This is a genomic window from Nocardia sp. NPDC003183 (assembly GCF_053590715.1).
This window is the reverse complement of record NZ_JBSFTG010000004.1, coordinates 28,362-46,845: the sequence shown is the minus strand read 5'-3', so window position 1 is coordinate 46,845 and position 18,484 is coordinate 28,362. Positions and strand designations below refer to the sequence as shown.

Genomic DNA, 18,484 nt, shown 5'->3' with positions numbered 1-18,484 from the left:
TCCAATCATGCAAGTTGACGTCGCCGGTGCCATCCGTGTCGCTCGCCTAGCTGTAGATTTTGGCTGGAGCTGGACAACGGAAGATGTGCATCGCTTTTGCGATACCGCTGGCTGGCAACTGGAGCCTTTCGGCTATGACAGTGCTGACCTACGGACCAACCTCGGAACGGCGCAACCCATAGGCCGCGTCTATCGCGATCTTGAATTCTTCGAAGACGAAGGTCTTCCCGAGCAGGAAATCACGCAGATTTTGGTGCGTGTGGCTGATGATGGACCCCGTCACGCTAGTCCCGAATCGCGGGCGGACCTGTCGGATCTTTTCGCCGAACTTGCTGATGGATTCACTGGGCATTTAGGGGATCCAGCAAGGCGGTTTTCTGGCGGCACTCCAATGATAGCTTGGGAGAGGCCGGACGTTGTCATTGTTTTGCGCGCCGTGACGGAATCGATTTCGCTAAGAATTATCAATCCCATATACCAGGCTTCTGCAAAACAATTAAGACGTGGTAGTGATGGTGAGAAGCTAGAACAACCGGTGCGGACGGTTCGCCCTTCCCAGGATAATTGGCTTGATTTCTCCACTGCATTGGCTTCGACGCTTGTTCGCATGGCTAGCGGTGGAAAGCTTCTGTTAGGTGTGCCTGAAGGGCGCGGTGCGCTTTTTTCGATGGGCTGGTTTGATTTGGAGTGCCAAATTGCTCTTGGCGAAGATTTGGCGGTGGCGAAAACAAATTTTGTCCAGCAGCGAATGAATATGACTGAGCAAGGGTGGGAGTCTCCACCTGGCACGAGTTGGTTTCGGTCAATTCGATGGCCGTCGAAATACCAAGAATATGAGTCGATGTCTGATCACGCGATAGATGCCCTTCGAGCGGTGCTTCAGGTGGCTCATCCCCATGATCTTGAAATCAGCGCCTGGCAGGAGTCGCTAGATTCTCCAAGTTCAGTTCCTGACATTACGGCATTTCGCGGCAACTGACGCAGACAATTCCAATTTCTCGTTTGTGTCAGATTGTCAATTGATCTGGCGGAGCGGTTCTCGTCGGCGTCGCGCTCGATTCCAGTAACTTCCTGGGAGATTACGCTCTGCTGGGGAATTCCCCGCTAACGACTATTAGGAGCGTGTTTCATGTGGCGGTCCGTGCCTTGGCAAGATTCTTGTAGCAGGTCAGCGTTGCTGCCAGCGTAAGGAACCCGCAGTAGTGAGTGTCCTTGCGGTCGTAGCGAATCGAGAGCCGGTGATAACCGCCGAGCCGGGCGATGGTGTGTTCGATGACCCACCGGGTTCGGCCAAGGTTTTGGCCGGACTCGATTCCTTTGCGGGCGATACGGACACCGATTCTCCGATCACGCACCCAGCTCCGCAACTTGCGGTGGCCATAGGCCTTGTCCGCGTGCAACTTTCCCGGTTCACGCCGGCGTGGACCACGCCGCGGGGATTGTGCGTACCAACGGTCGAAGGGCCTCGGCGTCGGGGGTGTTCGCGGCCGATACCGCGACCGTGATGGGTATGCCCGAACGGTCGGATAGGACGTGCAGTTTCGAGCCCGACTTGCCTCTATCGACCGGATTCGCCCCGGCTATCGGGCCTCCCTTTGCTTCGAACCTGACGCACCGTCGACCACGACGCGCGACCAGTCGAGCAACCCCTGACTGCCGAGCTCGTCGAGCACGGCGCACTGTAGTCGTCGCCATAGGCCCGCTTCGGTCCATTTCGTGAACCGGCGATGGCAGCATCCGCCACGCACATCCGCTGGTCAGCACGTACACGACTGCGGTGAACGCGGCCCGCTCGTCAGTCGGTGCGGTCCCGCCGCCCTGGCGGCGCGGTGAGAACGCCGGTGACAACGGCTCGACCAGGTCCCACAGCTCATCGGGACCAACCGTAACGACAATTTGTCAGTCACGACCGAACATCATGCACCACAGCCGATTACAGTCAGGCCGCGACTACCCGGCTACGACGTGAGACATCCTCTAGGTGTTGTGTGCTGTGCTCGCAGATTTGATCTGCCGAGACTCTTGGACACGCAGTTGGGCCGGTAATTGCCGAAGCATCGGTTATGCGGTGGATCCCTACCGTGGGGAGCCGAGAAAGGCGCGCGATTATGCCAGCCCGGCGTTCAGATTGCGCCTTTCACCTTCGGGGTGAGACGCACGTCCCTATACCGCACACCCAATTTGGGTGAATTGCGCAATGTGATTCATAGCGCACCGCATTTGGACAAATATTGCCCGTAATTCAGTATGTAAACTATTTGCTTGTCTCGCATTCCCGCGAGACAGTGCCTGAATCGCGAATAATTGCTGACTCAAGGTATCGAGTGCATCCGCAAATAGTTCGTCGGTTTGAATGCGACGCTGCGAGCTGATCAGTTCTGGAACCTGTACAGGTCATGCGTAGGGGTCGTTGACACGGGCTTCGACTGCCTGCAATGACGGTAACGAGGCGATTCATGAATAATCCTAAACAAGATTTTCCTAGGCCAAAAAAGGCCGATAAGATCACACCTGTTGACAGAAAGGCCAACAAGGGTGATCCGGAAGAATTTGAACTCGATCCCGAGGAGGAGGAGCGGCTAAACCAGCAGATTCAAAAGAACGACAGGCGTGCAAGTGTCGCGAATAGCGAAGAGAGGCAAGACGCCCTCGCTTCCAGAGCTGGTGAGCTCAATATAAAATGGGATGCCCTGAAGGGCGTGAAGGAAAATGGAAAGGTTGATGACAAAGGCTATAGAAATACGCTTCGCGATGCGCTGATTAGGGCGCACCGGGCAGACGGCAGCACTCCGCCCGAGAACCAGGAGTTGAAGCGTTCCTGGAGAGGTAAAGATCGAGATTGGATCGCCGACACCCTCGATCTTGACGAGAATGATGGTCCAAATGTGGCAGCCGTCAAAAAATATGGACGTTCTTTCCTTAAAAACAGGGATGATAAAAATGCCAGGGCGACGGGAGGCGATCTCGTTGGTACGAGGATTGCGGAACTCTATCTTGAGAAGCTGATAAAAGATGCTGGTGGCGGCGCAATTGTTGCCACTGGCGCTCGCGGGAATGAGACCTTGGACGTTGTTGCCGTCGTTGGGACCGCAGCTACGGGCTACAAACTTGTCGTTATTGAAGCAAAAGCTGGCTCCAGTCAACTTCAACGGGCCAATGTTCACGATGACCGGGGAAGGTGGTACAAGGTCTGGCAAGGTACCCGTATCTACTTACGTTTCAAGCTTCGTCGGGATCAAGAGCTTCTACATAACCTCAAAACGAAGAATAATGGAGAGTTTAAGCATCTCTACGATGCGCTAGTTGGTGGGAAATCTGTTCCTCTCGAATATAGGCTTCTGGAGGCGCGGTATAACGACGATCGAACATTGGCGACGCCCAGCGTGTCACGATTTAATATCGGTACGAGGCTTTCCCTGATCAAGCGACCTGCCTCGATATATGCAGCGCCCAAAGGACGTCCTCGTAGTGGTGGCGGTCGTTCGCGTACGGGGGCCGTCGTTGGCGTCGTTGGCGTCGCTGGAGCGGCAGTGGCTCTGCATGCGGCTGCTTCGTTCGTCGCCCCATCTCCAGCTAACGCTGCACCCGTGGCTACCCCTCCTGAACGGACGTCATTCGAGCCGTCGACAGATTCTTTGACGGCGTTTTCTGAAATATACGTAAGTGGTTCAGTTGAAGACTCTGTCGACAATGTGATCGTCGCTGGATTGAAGGCAAGTATTGGCGAATTGGCGCGGATGGCAACGTCGTTTACCAATTATGTTCAGAGTGGTTTGAACGAGTTGGTGACAATGGTCGGGGCCGCTGTTTCGGTCGTGTCCGGTTTTGTTTCTGACGTTGTTGATTCGGTCGGAGCGCAGGCGATTATCGATAAGATTTCCGATGACTGGGCATTTGCGCAAGAGCTGTTGAATATTGCGATGTTGTTTTCGCCGGTGGGTACGGTGGCTGCGGCTATTTCGGCTGCAGTGCCGATTATTCAGTTGATCGTTGAGCATTGGGATCAGATTCGGGCCGCGTTCGATTGGGTGTTGAAGAATGTTTTGACGCCGGTGGCTGAGTTCTTCATGACGGCGTTCAAGGTTTATATGACGCCGTACCGCGCGGCTTTCAACGCGGTGATGGCTGGGTTCAATGGGATGGGTGGGGTTGTCGGTACCGCGGTTGGGACGGTGCGGTCGACGGTCGTGGGGATTGTGAAGGCGATCGGTCAGATTTTCCAGCGGCTCGAGGTCAAGATCCCAGGCGTCGGGTCATTCGGGTTGAAGAGTGTCGGTGATGTGATGGTTGCTTGGGCTTCAGAGCGGATGGCCGACGGCGGCTTGGTGGGTGGGCAACGTGGGCCCGCGCCGCGTAGGGCATCCGGTATCGAGGTGATGGCCGTGATCGATCGGTCGGTTTTGCGTGCGGCCCAGGCTGAGGAACGCAAGATCGGGTACGCGTATCGGCCGCCGTTCCTGCACGACGGTGCGTTGCCTCGCACGGATAGCGGGCCTGGTCCGCGCACATTTGATGTCCGGGTCGCTGATGTCGATGCGGCGTTCGCGCAGATTCGAATGTTGCAGGCCGTGCAGGATGCGCGGTTCAGTCCGGTTGGCGTGTAGCCGGGTGATGGCTATTCGGCTGACTCGGTATTGACAGTAGACGTCGGTAATTCACAAGAGATCGGAAGGTTGGAAACGATGAGTGATCCGAAACCGGAGGGTGTTCCGGACCCGTTGGCCGGCTTCGACATCGAGATCCATCCGGTCTCTTTGGACGGGCTCAACGATTCAACGGATCAGAGGCCGAAAAAGGCGGACAATACGAAGGAGCCGAGTAAGAGCAGGAGTCCTTCGCGTCGGCCTTCCGCGTCCAGACCTGCTCGGCAGCAGAAGAATCCGCCCAAGGTCGATGATCACCCTAAGGGCACAAGCCCCACGGCTCGGCCGCCGAAGAAGCCGATTCAGCCGCGTGAGAGCGGCAAGCGAGAGCGTGGCGCTGCGCCGAAGTCGCCACGCGGAGGTGGTCCGGGCGCGAAGCCGCCCGGTGTCGACCGGAAGCAGCCGGCAAAGAGCCAGATACCGGCGTCCGCGAGACCGGAAAGGCCTGCGGCACCGCCGAATAGGAGCAAGCCGGTTGACCTGGCGAAACGTCCACCTGCCAAGGCTCCGCTGGCCGGTAAACCAGGAGGCCCAAAGGGAAGCAAACCCAAGGGCGGCAAGGTCGACACCAAAGGGCTCAAGGATGAGGCGACCGCCCTCAAGAACCTCGGCGGCGCGTTCAAGGACAACCTCGCGGCCATCAAGAACCACACGGGCGCCGGCAAGAAGATGGTCGGCAAGGTCGGCGGCGTCGCCAAGAACCTCAAGAAGCTGACCGGCGCGATTCGCACCGCGTCTGCCGTGCAGAAGATCATCGGTGGCGCGTCCAAGCTGTGGTCAGTGGCGCAGACCGCGTTGAACCTGGTGTGGAACGCGTCGCCGGTCGGCTGGTTCACCCTCGCCCTGGGGGCCGCGATTCTCGCGATCACGCTCATCGTTGAGCACTGGGACGAGATCAAGGCGGCGTTCAGTGTCGTCAAGGAGAAGGTGCTCGATCCGGTCGGTAGATTCTTCCAGGACCAGTTCGGCGAGGTCCTGAAGCCGTTCACCCACATCGGCACGGCTGTTTCCGGCGCGTTCAAGGCGTTGTGTTCGACCGTGGGTGGGGTGTTCCAGAAGATGGTTCACTACATCGCCGTGGTCGTCGGCAAGGTCGCCGATCTCCTCGGCAAGTTCCGAGCGTTCCCAGGTGTGGGCGGCATCGCCGACGCCATGTCCGAATGGGCGCAGGCGCGTATGGCAGACGGTGGTCTTGTCGGTGCGAGTCGTGCCAAGGCACCGGCCGGCTCGACCGATGAGATCGTCGTTGACGCCGGCAGCCCGAAGCGGGCGGTGATGGCCGCGGTCGACAGTGATCACCTGCGGGTAGCCGGCACCGATACGGGCCGGTCAGCGCTGAGCAAGAGTCCGCATATCGCCCCACTGCGCGGCGTGCGGCGGACCGGCGCGACAGTTCGCGCGATCGACCATTCGACCACCATCGCGCTCAACCGCGGGACCGACACCAGTTTCGCGCGGTCGCGCGCCGTGCACGCGCAACGCGCGCTCACCTACGCGGGTGGGTCGCGCTAGCCCAACCTTTCAGACACCTCAGGGAGTGGTTAGAACGATGAGCAGTAAAGGCGACGCGCAGTTCGACGCCGCATTGCGCGCGGCGCTGGCCGCGAGCGATCCACTCGATGCCGGCGACAAGGGTAAAGGCGGCGCGGCCAAGTCCGATGGGAAGGGTTCGGGGGAGTCGTCGAAAGCCGATGTGGCTCACTCCGATCATCCACGGGGCGGCCAGCCGAGCATCGAAAGACACGACGCACCAGCACGAGACGAGAAGGAGCACCGCCCGGCTCCGGCCGAACCGCCGAGAGGTGTGCGACCAACCGCTACACCGCCGATCCGGTCGGTCAAGCCGCGCAGGCCATCGAGGCCTCAGGGCAGACCTCGGGGCGGGCTCGGCTCGAAGGTGCGCGGCGGCGCCGGCCTGGCCGGTGGTCTGGCGATGGGCGCGCTGGCGTCGGGAGTTGACTGGCGCCGAGCCGTCGCCGACCCGAAAGCCGCGCTGAGCGGGCTCGGTAGCGCCGCCCTCTCCCAGGGCAAGGACTATCTCGCCGGAATGGCTGATCCGGCGAATCTGTCGGACGCCGTCTCGCAGGTCAGGGACACGGCGGGTGGGGCGAGGGATAAAGCGTCGCCGGGCAAGTCCAATGACGCCAAACCGATCACCGATGAGACCAAGGCGCTCAAGGATCGAACCTCAGCGCTGCGCGGCGACGTCAAGAACCTCGGCACGCACGCGGCGACCAGCCAGAAGATGACCGAGAACGTCGACAAATCGTCGAAGGGTTTCGACGATCTCGCCAAGGCGCACAAAGACTCAGCGGGTGCCCAGAAGAATGTCGAAGGCGCGTCGAACAAGTGGGACAAGTCCCAGGGCAAGCTCAACAAGGCCGTCGGCAAATCGGTGATCGGCAAGATCGTCGCGGCGATCGAGGTCGCGATTGTCGTGATCGGGCTGCTCATCGAGCATTGGGACTCCGTGAAGAAGGCCTTCGACACGGTGAAGAAGAACGTGCTCGAACCAGTTGGCGACTACTTCAAGAAGGTGTTCGCCGCGTGCCTCGCGCCGTTCACGACGGTGATCGACGAGGTGAAAGACGCGCTCGGCAGCTTGGGGAGCGGGGTCGGTGGCCTGTTCGCCGGGGTGGTCAACCAGGTGGCGGACATCGTCGCCGTGATCGGCTCGGTGGTCGCCAAGATCGAGTTCAGTCTTCCCGGTTGGCTCGGTGGCGCGACGCTCAGCCTGGCCGGGCTCGGTGGGGCGATGACGTCGTGGGCGGCGTCGGCGCGGATGGCCGATGGCGGCGTGGTGCGGGGGCCAGGTGGTCCGCGCGAGGACCGGGTGCCGGTGCTGGCTTCCAACGGCGAGTTCGTGGTCAACGCCGCGGCGACGGCTCGCTACGGGCCACAGTTGGAATCGATCAACAAAGACACTCTCAATGTCGGCGGGCGAGACGCGCAAGTTGTTGCCTCACTGGGCCTTTCGCGCGTCAAACCGGCGCGAGCGCTGCCCGATGTGGCGACCACGCACCGATTCGATCGGTCGACCACGATCAACCTCACGACGACGCAGCACGACGGCGCCTACCTGCGTTCGAAAGCCGTGGCCGCGCAACGAGATATCACCTACGCGGCTGGACGGCGGTAAGTCGCGGCGACGCACGACCAAGGAGTAGACGATGGACCGATCCCGGCCCGAAGACGACCTCGACGCGGACGAAGAAGAACTCGACGATCTCGATCCCGGGGAAGATGAACTCGAAGACGACGGCGACGACTCGGCCGAGGACGACGGTGGTGTGGCGGCGGCTGGTGGCGTCGCCGGCGCCGCCGCGCTTGCCGCAGCGGCGCCGATGGGTATGCGGGCACGTCAACAGCAGTCCCCCGGGGGCGTGGCCAAGTCGACAGCCAAACCCGCTCAGCCGGTTGGGAAACCGGGGGCCGCGCGTCCGGCACCGGGGGGCAAACGGCCCGGCGGAAAACAACCAGCCGGAGCCGCCGGACCGCGGGCACAGAAGAAGCCCCCTGGCAAGGGCGGCCCTGCGGAGAAGGGCCAGGGTGACGATGCCAAGGCGATAGCGACCGCGCAGCAGGAACTCGACGCCGCGCAAAAGGCCAGCGATGCCCTCGAGACCCCCCACACCACGGCGACGAAGAAGCTGGTCGACTCGGCGAAGGCCGCCGCGACCGGCATGTCTCCACTCGCGGCCGCGGTCAAGCACTCGAGCGGCGAGCACAAGAACGCCGCGAAGGACCACGGCGAGCACGAGAAGCAGCAAGGCGAGCTGGACAAGGCCCTGAGCGAGGGCGGTCTCGGCATGATCATGAAGATCGTCGACGACCTCAAGCCATGGATCGACAAGATCATGAACTGGCTGAACAAGCTCAAAGACGCACTGGTCAAGGCGTTCGAGAAGGCGCTCAAACCGGTCATCAACTTCTTCGAGAAGGTATGGAGCCAAACGGTTGTCCCGGCGTTCAAGAAGACCGTGCAGGTGGTCTCGGGAGCGTTCAACTCGGTTGGCGATATCGTCGGCAAGGTCTTCAACGCCCTGAAGAAGGCGTGCGCGACCGTACTCAAAGCCGTCGGCGAGGTACTGAAGAAGCTCGACTTCACCATTCCCAGTTGGGTTCCCGTCGTCGGCGGAAACAGCCTCGGCCTGGCCAAGATCGGCGACACCCTGATCGAGTGGTCGACCAAGATGCGCGATGGTGGTCTGGTCCGTGGACCGGGCGGACCGCGCGAGGACGCGGTCCCGGTGCTGATGTCCAACGGCGAGTTCGTCGTCAACGCGGCTGCCACCGCCAAGCACCGCAGTGTGCTCGAGGCGATCAACAACGAATCCAGGTCGACCACCGGGTCCGGCTACGCGGCCACCGCGCGCTCATTGCCGGCGACCGCAGGCGCCCAAGCCCGGGCACTGGCCCTCGCCGACCGCCCTCAACTGGCGATTGTCAGCCCGATCACGCCGAGCGGCGATCGCCTCGACCGCTCCCTCTCGGTCAACATCAGCGCGCCGACGTCCGGTCACGCGCATACCCACGACACCGCACTGGCCGCCCGAAAGGCATTGACCTACGCCGCGGTTCGGCGTTGATATCCTGGGTGCGAGCTCAGGTTTTCGACGACGCTGGAACTAAGGATTGATATGGAGTTCAAGGCGCTCTACAGCATGGTGCAGGCTTCATATCTTGATAGCGTGGAACAAATTCGGCGACTTCCTACGGAGTCGGATATTCCGACGAAATGTTATAGCGAGGTTCTCGACGACTACATTGCTGACGGATGGCGTGTCGTATACGGATACGATGGTCCTGATGCGGGTATCGATTACAACCGCACTCACCTGAAGCGCGGAAAGAGCATTCTCAGATTCAGCTGGTGGCCCGATGAAGGAGGTCGAGTGGCCGGCTCCAAGAGCGATATCGAGGAGATCTCCCGGTACATTCGAGATCACTGAGTCAGTCGCTGCGGTTCGGGTACGTTGGGCCGTCGGCCCTTTCAAACTAGTTCGGGAGTCGTGTCAGTGGAGAACATGCAGCGTGCCGCTGAGTTGGCCGGCGAGATGATCGCGCAGGCGGTGCAGTGGGTTTCAGAAGGCACGGCCGGTCCGTTCCTGGCCTATCTGGGCGCGAGCGATTCCCGGGTGACGCTGGTCGATCTGTCGCAGGGAGGCGACCAGTCTCCGTTGGACTACGGACGCGGCCTCATGGTCGTCAGGTCAGCCGCACGCGGCGTCATCGTCTACGACGGAACCATCTCGAACAGTGATGGTGAACTGTACGCCGCCCTGATCGGCAAGGCATACGAATTCCAGCATGGTGAAGGCACTTTCGATGTTTTCGTGCCTTACCGCCCGGCGCGCCGGGCGCAGAGCTTCGGTGTCTACGCCTTGGTTCTCGATGACCAAGACGGCCAACCGGTCAGTGACGAGATTCTCGACGCGTTCCTCGAAGGTACGCGCCGGGACGCGGAGGTCGGCGAGTTCTTGCGTCAGCATCAGTTGCAGTAACTGCACCGCACCAGGAAGGAGGAGCTGGCATGGGCGGCTTCCGTAAGTGGACCAAAGCGGAGCTCGAGCAGCGGGAGAAGGACCAGCACAACCCCGAGTGGTTGGCCTGGTTGGCGGACATGGATGCCGGGCTCGAGACGTTCTTCGCGGTGGATGTGCGGGATATGCCAGTGGAGCCATTCACTGCGGCCGGGTTGGACCACGCCGAGCAGGCTTTGCTGCACAGATTTTCCTCGTCTGATTCATTGCTGGACGTCAAGAACGCTGGGATGGTCGACCGTTTTCATCGATACCTCGGGGAGACGTTCATCAAGAGTGGATTCGAAGGACGGTGGATGAATGTCCGTATCACCAGCGGTCGCGGTACGGGAGTATTTTTCGATCGACGTGGTTTCGAGCCCGTTGTCCGGGAACCGTTTACCGATTCCTACCTCGAGGTAGTGATGCTCGCGTTGGCCGCAGTGGAACGCCGAACTGGTCATGAATGGTCGTGGGTCTATAGAAATGCCGAGGAGGACTACGCGGAGTGGGTGGATAATGGCCGTCCCAACATTTCGTGATCGGCGCGCTATCCACTGATAGCCGTTTTCCTGGATGTGACAGGTAGGGGACCGGCATGGGTCGCGTTCGCAAGGTGAGTAGGGCCAGGCTTCGGCAGCGTGAGAAGGATCAAGGCGCCCCCGAGTGGATGGAGTGGTTGGCGGAAATGGATGCAGCGCTCGAGACCTTTTTTGCTGCGGATGTGCCAGATATGCCTGTTGAGCCGTTTACCGCAGCGGGGCTGGACCATGCCGAGCGGGCGTTGACGGACAGGTTTTCCACTGCTGAGCCGTTGCTGGAAATCGATAATGCTGGAGTCACTGACCGTTTTCAAAGATTCCTTGGGGAGACCTTCATTAGGAGCGGTTTCGGAGGCCGCTGGATGAATGTCCGTATCATCGATGATGACTCGGATGTCTTTTTCTGCCGCCGGGGCTTCGAGCCGGTAATTCATCAGCCATTTACTCCTGCATTTCTTGATGTAGGGTCGCTCGTGCTGGGGGCAGTACAAGCGCGAACCGCTCATGAATGGTCATGGGTGTATGGCAACTGCGTGAAGGATTACGAGAGTTGGGTGGCTGAAGGCCAACCAAATACTTCCTGATCGGTAGCTTCTGCCACTGCCATATCAACCGAATATTAGTGTGGGTAGAACCCGCAAATAGATAGGCCAACGACGCATGCGTCGTTGGCCTATCTATTTGCGGGTCCTTTACTGATTCGGCATCGCGATGTGCGCCCAATTCGTTGCGCAGACAGATTCTTCCGGCCCGCCGGATCGTGAAGTGGAGTACATGTATATGAGTGACGGTAAGGAATGGCTGGACGAAGATCCGGTAGATGATCATGAACTATCGGCGAACCAGGAAGCAAAGTATCAGGAATATCTCAAGAAGCCCGATCCGTCAGAGGGGGTCCATAAGGATAGAAAGTCCTGGCTGCGCAAAAATCTATCGTTTCGCCATGCTGCGGTCTACGGTGACGATTTTCGAGATGGACTGGCCATTACTCGTGGATGGACTCACGATAAGGGCTGGACGGTAGAGCAGGGTGTCCGAACCGGCGCTGGGCAGAGGTACTACGACGTCGGCAGCGATAGCAAAGTTCGAGAAACCAAGTACGGTGCTGTCGGCCCAGGTAGGACGTTGGGTGCGCGCGGCCAGTTGGTAAAGGACGCGTGGTCGGTTCGGCGAGGGCGCCAAGTCCATTGGCATGTTTCCGACCTTTCGAAGGTAGATAAGAAGGTACTCGCCAAGCTCAGATCCATGGAAACAAAGTATCCAGGAAGATTCACTGTTGAGCAGGTGAGTGAGGCTGAGACCAGGCTAGCCCTGGCCATCGGCAAGGAAATGCGCGATCATCGTGCTGGAAATGGCAAGCCACTCCCGTCGTACTATGCCGCGCAGCGTGAGCTGGCAAAGAGGCACGCAGGCACTATCGCAAAACTGGGCGGAAGAAATTTGGGTGCCGCCAATCGTCATGCGATGGACGGTGGAAAGAGTCTTGTAGCCGAGGTCAAGGCTAGAACAAAAGCGCTCAGAGGCAAGGAATCGGCTCTCAAAGAGAGCATCAAGGCACTCCGGGATCATGCCACCGCTCACGCGAAAATGGTTGGGGGATGGGCGAAGGCGCCAAAGGGGCTCACGAATCTCACCAAGGCGATGAAGAATTCGTCGACCGCGCAGAAGAATGTGCAAGGTGCCGCCAAGTCGTGGATCGGCGCCCATGGCAAGATCAACGCTTCGATGATGAAGTCCCCGTTGGGCATGATCGCGATGGGGATTACGGCGCTGATCGGCGTTGTGACGTTGATTATCGCCAATTGGGACACGGTGCAGAAAGTCTTCGAGGCCGTGCGTAAGAACACGCTCGAACCGGTGGGCGCGTTCTTCCAGAATGTCTTCGCCTCGGCGACCGCGGGGCTGAGCAACGTGACGAAGGGTATCTCGGACTCGTTCAGCGGCTTGGGCTCGGGGGTCGAAGGCGTGTTCAAGACGGTGATCCACTATGTCGCGGTCGTGGTGAATGCGATCGGGTCGGTGCTCAAGCGCCTCAATATTCCGCTGCCGGACTGGCTCGGCGGGGGCAGCATCGGATACGGGTTCATCGGTGACGCGATGGTCGAATGGGCTGTGGCGCATATGGCCACCGGTGGCGTCGTGCGTGGTCCGGGTGGTCCGCGCGATGACCAGGTGCCGATTATGGCGTCCAACGGTGAGTTCGTGGTGAATGCCGCGTCCACCAGTCGGCATATCGCCTTGCTGGAAGCGATCAATAGCGACTCGCTCACTATCGGTGGTCGGGACGCGCAGGTGATCGCGGTACGGCACGACGCCTTCACGGTCCCGTCACGGGCGCTGCCGCACGTGGTCAACCGGCATCATTTCGATCACTCGACCACGGTCAACCTCACGACCAATCACATCGACAGCGCGCATGTTCGCGCGAAAACGCTGGCTGCACAACGCGAAGTCGCCGCGTCGTGGGCGTAGCAGCGATGTCGCGACAACAGAGAACGGAAAACACATGATCTATTCGGCAATCCTGCCCGCGCAGGCCGCCGGCGGTGCCGACGTGATCGGCGTCGCCGGGGTGTACAGGTCGGCCTTCTATAGCGGCGACACCGTCACCGACGTAACTCTCGTTGCACCAGCCGGATTCGTCACTGTGACGGGCGCGGCGACCAACAACGCCACCTTCACAGTTCGGCACTTGCGGTCGGGAGTCGTGCAGCAGAGCTTCGCCTCGATCACGCTCACCGCCGGCACCAACCTGGCCGCCGAGATGCCGTTGACCGTGCCGATCACGGTCGCGCCGGTGCTCCAGGCCGATGACGTGATCGACGTGCAAGTGCACCAGAACGGTACCGGACTCGCGATCGGCGCGGGCATCATCGCGGCCGTCTACGTCAGCTGACGGCGCAACCACATTCATTGCAGCACAAGGGAAAGAGTTGAGGTGAACCAGTGGGGACTAGTCCTGCGCTGATAACGATCACCGGCGTCGATGGTTCGACGTGGACGATCAGTGGACAAGGCCGCGGCCGGGAAGGCGTCGACCTCGGGACCGCGCCGAGCGGCCTCTACGACGCGCCGGTCACGACGATCTGGAACCAGACCGCGTTCCAGAACGGCGCGACCTACGGCGGGTACAGCACCAACCGACGCGAAGTCGTCTTCGGCGTCAATATCTTCGAAATCACCGGTCGCTCTTGGGAATCCGTGGACAGCGCCTGGCGCAAAGCCTGGGCCTACGACGCGGATTCGATCATGACGGTGACCACCGACTACGGCTCGCGCTCGCTCGCGCTGCGGATGTCGCAGCAACCCGACTTCAAACCGAACAAGGACCCGCACCTGAACCTGTGGGGTCAGGTCACCATGACCTGCACCGCCGGCTTGCCGTGGTGGGTGGAAGAACCCGCGACGAGCACCTGGGTCTCGACCATCAGCACGACCAACGGCACCACACAATCCGGCACGGTGACCGTCGCCAATCCGACCGATCAGCCGATGTACCTGCAATGGGTGTGCTCGGCGCCGGGACGCTGGACCTTGCCCGACTTCTCCTTCGGCAACAACTACCACAACCGCGCCGAAGAGGACGCGGACCGTGTTGTGGTGCTACCGAACACGGTCGTGGGTCAGGATCTGGTCGTCGACACCGACCCGGCGCGTGAAACTCTCGTCGCGGCCGACCGATCGCAGATGTGGGCGCTCATGGGTGGCCGTGGATTCGAGTACATGATCCCGCCCTACACGCCGGCAACCGTTGTGCCGGTGAAGGTGACCGGCGCGCCAGCGGGCGCCTCGGTCATGGCCGTGCAACCGCGCAGCTGGTCGCGGCCCTGGGGGCTGCAATGACAACGGTGAACGACCTGCCTGTTATCTACAAGAACGCGCTGAAAGACAAGGCGCAGCGTGAGGTGTTACGAACCAAACCGCCGCTCATTCGGTTCTGGGATGGCGACTGGCAGCTGCGCGGAACCTGCGCGGGCGAGATCAGCGCCAATTTCACCTGGATGCTGAATGAATCCGGGACCGGCGTCATCGTGCTGCCCTACGAGCATCATCTTTCGCAGTGGGCGATCTCGCGCACGCGGACCACCCAGAACATCCACATCACCGTTGACAAGGATGGCGCGCGCTGGGACGGCCGTCTGTCGAAAGCCGTTGTCAAACAAGACGAATACGGCGTCACCACGGTCGAGATGTCGTTTCTGCACTCCTATGAGGAGCTCAAGCACATCTGCGTCTGGGCTAACCCGCTGCTCCCTGCCGCCCTGCAGATTCCGCAGCACTTCATTCTGGCTGGGCCATCGGCCTCCTCGTTGAAGCTCGCCCTGTTCTTGAACGTGCTGCGGCTGGAAACCTCATTGTGGGCGCTGCCGGACAACCCGCTCGATGCATCCGAGTGGTTCAACCTGGACATGTCCAACTGGTCGATTGTGGTGAAACCCCATGATCTGCTGACGGATTCGTCGGTGTGGACGTTGCTCAACTCCCGGTTCAAGATGTTCCACGACCTGGCGAAGGACACCCTGGCCACCGCGCAGTTGATGGTCACCACCCGGCGGTGGCTGGTCGGCGATCCGCCACCGTGGCCGGGGGCGAATCTGCGCAACGGCGCGCTGGTGGTCGACATTGTCGACAAGAGTGGATTCACCACTGGCACGAGCGAGGGCGGCAGCGTTCTGGACGGGCTGGTCTACACCGCTCAGGTGTACACCGAGGATTACCTCGGCACGACGCGGAATGTCCTGCCCGATCCCAATGCCGAGGAGTACCAGCAGCCGGGCTGGTTGGGAACGTTGTCGAAGGCGCCATGGGTGATCTTCCGACCTGACCGGAACACGGGTGTGCAGACGTCGTCGTTCACGATCACGCCGTTCACCGATGTACAGATCCTCACGGGTGGGCATTCGCCGGAGCAGGTGAACGCCGGCGTGAAGCAGGCCATCACCTCGGCAGGTCAGCTCGCGGGCGGTTTGCTGCAGATCGCCACAGCGGGTCTGGGCGACTGGTCGGCGATCGGCGGTCAACTTGCCGAGACCTGGCTGTATCCCGGGTTCAAGGACACGTTGCTCGCCTGGGTTTCCTACAAGGATCCGATCCGCGCCGCGCAGGCCGGCTGGTCGCACTACTACGAGCATTTCCAGGACGGTGCGGACGACGCTTACAGCTTGAACTCGCTGACCGCGTTGAGCTCGGCGCTGTGGGCGACGAGGTCGTTCTACTCGCACGAACTCACCGTCGCTGACGGTCAGCCCTACTTCATCGGCGATCAGGGCCACGGCCACTTCTTCCTCGGTGACCGAGTGGGGGCCACCGTCCATGGCATGCCCCCGGACGAGATCTACATCGACCAGGTCACTCAGCTGGAACTGGCCTGGGCCCGCGACCAGACCCCAGCCTGGCAAATCACCATCGGCACCAATCAGGAAGTCGAAGAGCCGCTGGTGAAGTCGATGCGCAAGATCGACGAAATCAAATCGACCATGCACGACCTCGGCGTGAAAATCAACTTCGACTAGAGACGGCGATTCCCATGTCAATTCCACAGCAGCACGAATGTGATCCGAACAATCCCGAAGAGGCCATTTCCTGGGCCTTCGTCGGTTTGCCCGGCCCGAAGAACGCCCCGATGATCGTTCATCCCATGGTACTCAAGCAGTGGTCGAAACATCTGTGGGACTTGGGGTTCCGGCATCACCCCGAAGAGCAGACCAAGGAATACCACCCGCCGATCCGGGGCCACCACCATTGGCTCAACTCCGCGGGCACCTGGGTGGAGAAGGGGACACCGCAGCCAGCCCGGATCACCGCGCCCGATGTGGCGATGTTGACCCAGCAGGAGCGGGCCGACCTGGTCAGCCAGTTGCGTGAGCACGGCGACCTCAACCATCTGCTCACCCGATCCATCCAGGCGGAGGCGACCGAGCATGACCGCGCCTGACCGGAAGGTCCCAGACGGGGCTCAAGTCGTCGGCAGCTTCGGTGGACTCACCGACTCCCGTGACATCGCGTTCAGCGGCAATGAAACCCAGATCAGCAACTACAGCCAGCAAACCTTCCAGGCGATGACCAACGCCGCGGTCTCGAGCGTGGTGCGCAAGGCCGATGCCCAACTGGGTTCGTATGTCGGCGTGGCGATCGACCGCATGCTGGCCAATCTCTGCCGGGCGCTGGCCGGGGTCGAGGTGCTCGGCATCCATCCCTTGGCGTTCCTCAACGACTGGGCCACCCAGCTCGATGCGAAGGCCAGGGAGGCCTTGTCGGGCGTGGACTCGATTTCCAAAGGCATTACGGGCCCGATCACAGGCACGATTTCGGGAAATCCGGATGATGTTCTTCCTGCCATGACCCAGTTGCAGACACGATTTCAACAAATCCTGTTGCAGGGCAATGCCACTGTCATCACCGCCGACCAATATTACACGCCGACAAAGGGAATCCTCTCTCTCGACGTCATCTTGATCGGTGCCGGCGCCGGTGGTGGTGGCGGACGTTGGGACCTGAACGGGCCAGACCGAGGCGCCGGTGGTGGCGGTGGTGGCGGTGGTGAAGTGCACTACAACATCCCGGCATCGCTGCTTCCTTCCGACGCCGAAAACAACTTCCTGCCGATCCCCATCACCGTTGGGGTCGCCGGAGTGGGCGGCCCGCCGGGCGGCTGGCACGGTTCGAACGGCACGAATACATCATTCGGTTCATGGCTGACGGCAGGCGGCGGCCTCGGCGGCCTCTGCCAGCGCGGGCACAGCGCCGGATCGGGTGGCAGGGGCGGAACCGGGATGATCCCCGGCGGCGATGGCGGGAAATGCGGCGCGAACGGGGTGGACGACCCCAACCCCGGTCCCGGCCGGGGCGGCAATTCGATCTCGTCGCACGATCTCCATGGCGGCGGGGGCGGCGGCGGAGGTGGTGCCGGTTACACCGGCGGATTGGGCCAATCCGGGGGACAGGGCGGGATCTCGCCTGGGGGCGCGGCGGGATATCCCGGGCAGTCTCCGTCGGCGGTCGTCTCGACCGGTGGTGGTGGCGGTGGCGGCGCGGTGACCGGCGCTGACTCGGGTGCTCCGGGTGCGTTTCCCGCAGGCGGTGGCGGTGGTGGCGGTGGCAACGTCGTCAGCGCCGGTAGCGGCGGAAACGGAGCCGCGGGGATCGTGTACTTGATCGAGCGGACGAGCTGATGTTCGTCGCCAACCTCCGCGTCTTCACGGCCTCGGAAACCTGGTATCCGCCGATGAACTTGTTCGCTGTCGAAGTCATCGCGCGCGGTGGTGGTGGTGCGGGCAGCTCGACAGTAGGCGGCGGTGGCGGACAGGCGACGCAAACCTCCCGACGGATCCCGCTCGCGCTCCTGACCCAACCGGTGCCTGTTGTTGTCGGGGTCGCTGGCAGCAACGGCGGCGACGGAGGAACCTCGAGCTTCGGCCCCTGGCTGGCTGCGGTTGGCGGCAGCGGTGCGAACAGCGGCGGTGCCGGTGGGGGATTCGGTTTCCAGCGTGGCGGCAATGGTGGCGTGAGCGGTCAACGTGGTGAATCGGTGTCCGGTGGCGCGGTCAGCTTGCTGGCGGGTGGCGGCGGCGGTGCCGGATCCGGATCCACCGGTGGTGCGTCCGGATTGGTGCCCGCCGGTACCACCAATCCTCCCCTGTGGCAGGTGGGCCAGTCCGGCGGCGGTGGAAACTCCGGCGGCAGCGGCGGCTTCCCCGCCGGAGGTGGCGGGGCGGGCGCTGTCGGTGCGGCCGGACTGGTCACCGTCATCGAATATCTCTTCACCTATTGAACGGAA

General features: G+C 61.4%; 18 protein-coding genes. 16 read left to right on the top strand and 2 right to left on the bottom strand.

Going from position 1 to position 18,484, the window contains the following annotated elements; genetic code table 11:
- Window positions 1-7 precede the first annotated feature (7 nt).
- Complete coding sequence (locus ACWDXS_RS16130; protein WP_449966354.1) at window positions 8-979, top strand: DUF6301 family protein; 972 nt, start codon at window positions 8-10, stop codon at window positions 977-979.
- Between the two features lie 148 nt (window positions 980-1,127).
- Here ACWDXS_RS16130 and ACWDXS_RS16125 read toward each other — a convergent pair whose 3' ends face one another.
- Window positions 1,128-1,367, bottom strand: a complete 240-nt coding sequence (locus ACWDXS_RS16125) for a transposase (RefSeq protein ID WP_378989529.1) — start codon at window positions 1,365-1,367, stop codon at window positions 1,128-1,130.
- A 43-nt stretch (window positions 1,368-1,410) separates the two neighbouring features.
- Window positions 1,411-1,848, bottom strand: coding sequence for a transposase (locus ACWDXS_RS16120; RefSeq protein WP_449966351.1), 438 nt, complete (start codon window positions 1,846-1,848; stop codon window positions 1,411-1,413).
- 608 nt (window positions 1,849-2,456) lie between these two features.
- Here ACWDXS_RS16120 and ACWDXS_RS16115 point away from each other — a divergent pair.
- The 15 genes from ACWDXS_RS16115 (at window position 2,457) to ACWDXS_RS16045 (ending at window position 18,478) form a co-directional block, all read left to right on the top strand.
- Window positions 2,457-4,604 carry a hypothetical protein gene (locus tag ACWDXS_RS16115; RefSeq protein ID WP_449966348.1) on the top strand — a complete coding sequence of 716 codons (2,148 nt, stop codon included), beginning with the start codon at window positions 2,457-2,459 and terminating at the stop codon, window positions 4,602-4,604.
- 78 nt (window positions 4,605-4,682) lie between these two features.
- Entirely contained in the window at window positions 4,683-6,155 is a 1,473-nt protein-coding gene (locus ACWDXS_RS16110; protein WP_449966345.1) for a hypothetical protein, read from the top strand.
- Entirely contained in the window at window positions 6,142-7,782 is a 1,641-nt protein-coding gene (locus ACWDXS_RS16105) for a hypothetical protein (RefSeq protein WP_449966342.1), read from the top strand. The genes ACWDXS_RS16110 and ACWDXS_RS16105 overlap by 14 nt, the downstream gene beginning before the upstream one ends.
- A 31-nt stretch (window positions 7,783-7,813) precedes the next feature.
- Window positions 7,814-9,232 carry a hypothetical protein gene (locus ACWDXS_RS16100; RefSeq protein WP_449966340.1) on the top strand — a complete coding sequence of 473 codons (1,419 nt, stop codon included), beginning with the start codon at window positions 7,814-7,816 and terminating at the stop codon, window positions 9,230-9,232.
- A 51-nt stretch (window positions 9,233-9,283) separates the two neighbouring features.
- Window positions 9,284-9,595, top strand: a complete 312-nt coding sequence (locus ACWDXS_RS16095) for a hypothetical protein (protein WP_449966337.1) — start codon at window positions 9,284-9,286, stop codon at window positions 9,593-9,595.
- Window positions 9,596-9,661: 66 nt separating this feature from the next.
- Window positions 9,662-10,147, top strand: coding sequence for a hypothetical protein (locus ACWDXS_RS16090; RefSeq protein WP_378989162.1), 486 nt, complete (start codon window positions 9,662-9,664; stop codon window positions 10,145-10,147).
- A gap of 29 nt (window positions 10,148-10,176) precedes the next feature.
- Window positions 10,177-10,707, top strand: a complete 531-nt coding sequence (locus ACWDXS_RS16085) for a hypothetical protein (RefSeq protein WP_378989161.1) — start codon at window positions 10,177-10,179, stop codon at window positions 10,705-10,707.
- 128 nt (window positions 10,708-10,835) lie between these two features.
- Entirely contained in the window at window positions 10,836-11,291 is a 456-nt protein-coding gene (locus tag ACWDXS_RS16080) for a hypothetical protein (protein WP_378989160.1), read from the top strand.
- 196 nt (window positions 11,292-11,487) lie between these two features.
- The gene (locus ACWDXS_RS16075) at window positions 11,488-13,179 is read left to right on the top strand and encodes a hypothetical protein (protein WP_449966332.1); all 1,692 of its coding nucleotides are present in this window, start codon (window positions 11,488-11,490) and stop codon (window positions 13,177-13,179) included.
- Between the two features lie 34 nt (window positions 13,180-13,213).
- Window positions 13,214-13,603: a hypothetical protein gene (locus ACWDXS_RS16070; RefSeq protein WP_378989158.1), complete on the top strand. Its 390-nt coding sequence runs from the start codon at window positions 13,214-13,216 to the stop codon at window positions 13,601-13,603.
- A 50-nt stretch (window positions 13,604-13,653) separates the two neighbouring features.
- Window positions 13,654-14,550, top strand: a complete 897-nt coding sequence (locus ACWDXS_RS16065; protein ID WP_449966329.1) for a phage tail protein — start codon at window positions 13,654-13,656, stop codon at window positions 14,548-14,550.
- 5 nt (window positions 14,551-14,555) lie between these two features.
- Window positions 14,556-16,220: a Gp37-like protein gene (locus ACWDXS_RS16060; RefSeq protein ID WP_449966326.1), complete on the top strand. Its 1,665-nt coding sequence runs from the start codon at window positions 14,556-14,558 to the stop codon at window positions 16,218-16,220.
- Between the two features lie 14 nt (window positions 16,221-16,234).
- A complete protein-coding gene (locus ACWDXS_RS16055; RefSeq protein WP_378989156.1) occupies window positions 16,235-16,642 on the top strand; it encodes a phage gene 29 protein family protein in 408 nt (135 codons plus the stop codon).
- Complete coding sequence (locus ACWDXS_RS16050; RefSeq protein WP_449966323.1) at window positions 16,629-17,879, top strand: glycine-rich domain-containing protein; 1,251 nt, start codon at window positions 16,629-16,631, stop codon at window positions 17,877-17,879. Before ACWDXS_RS16055 ends, ACWDXS_RS16050 begins: the two co-directional genes overlap by 14 nt.
- Window positions 17,879-18,478 carry a hypothetical protein gene (locus ACWDXS_RS16045; RefSeq protein ID WP_378989154.1) on the top strand — a complete coding sequence of 200 codons (600 nt, stop codon included), beginning with the start codon at window positions 17,879-17,881 and terminating at the stop codon, window positions 18,476-18,478. Before ACWDXS_RS16050 ends, ACWDXS_RS16045 begins: the two co-directional genes overlap by 1 nt.
- Window positions 18,479-18,484 lie beyond the last annotated feature (6 nt).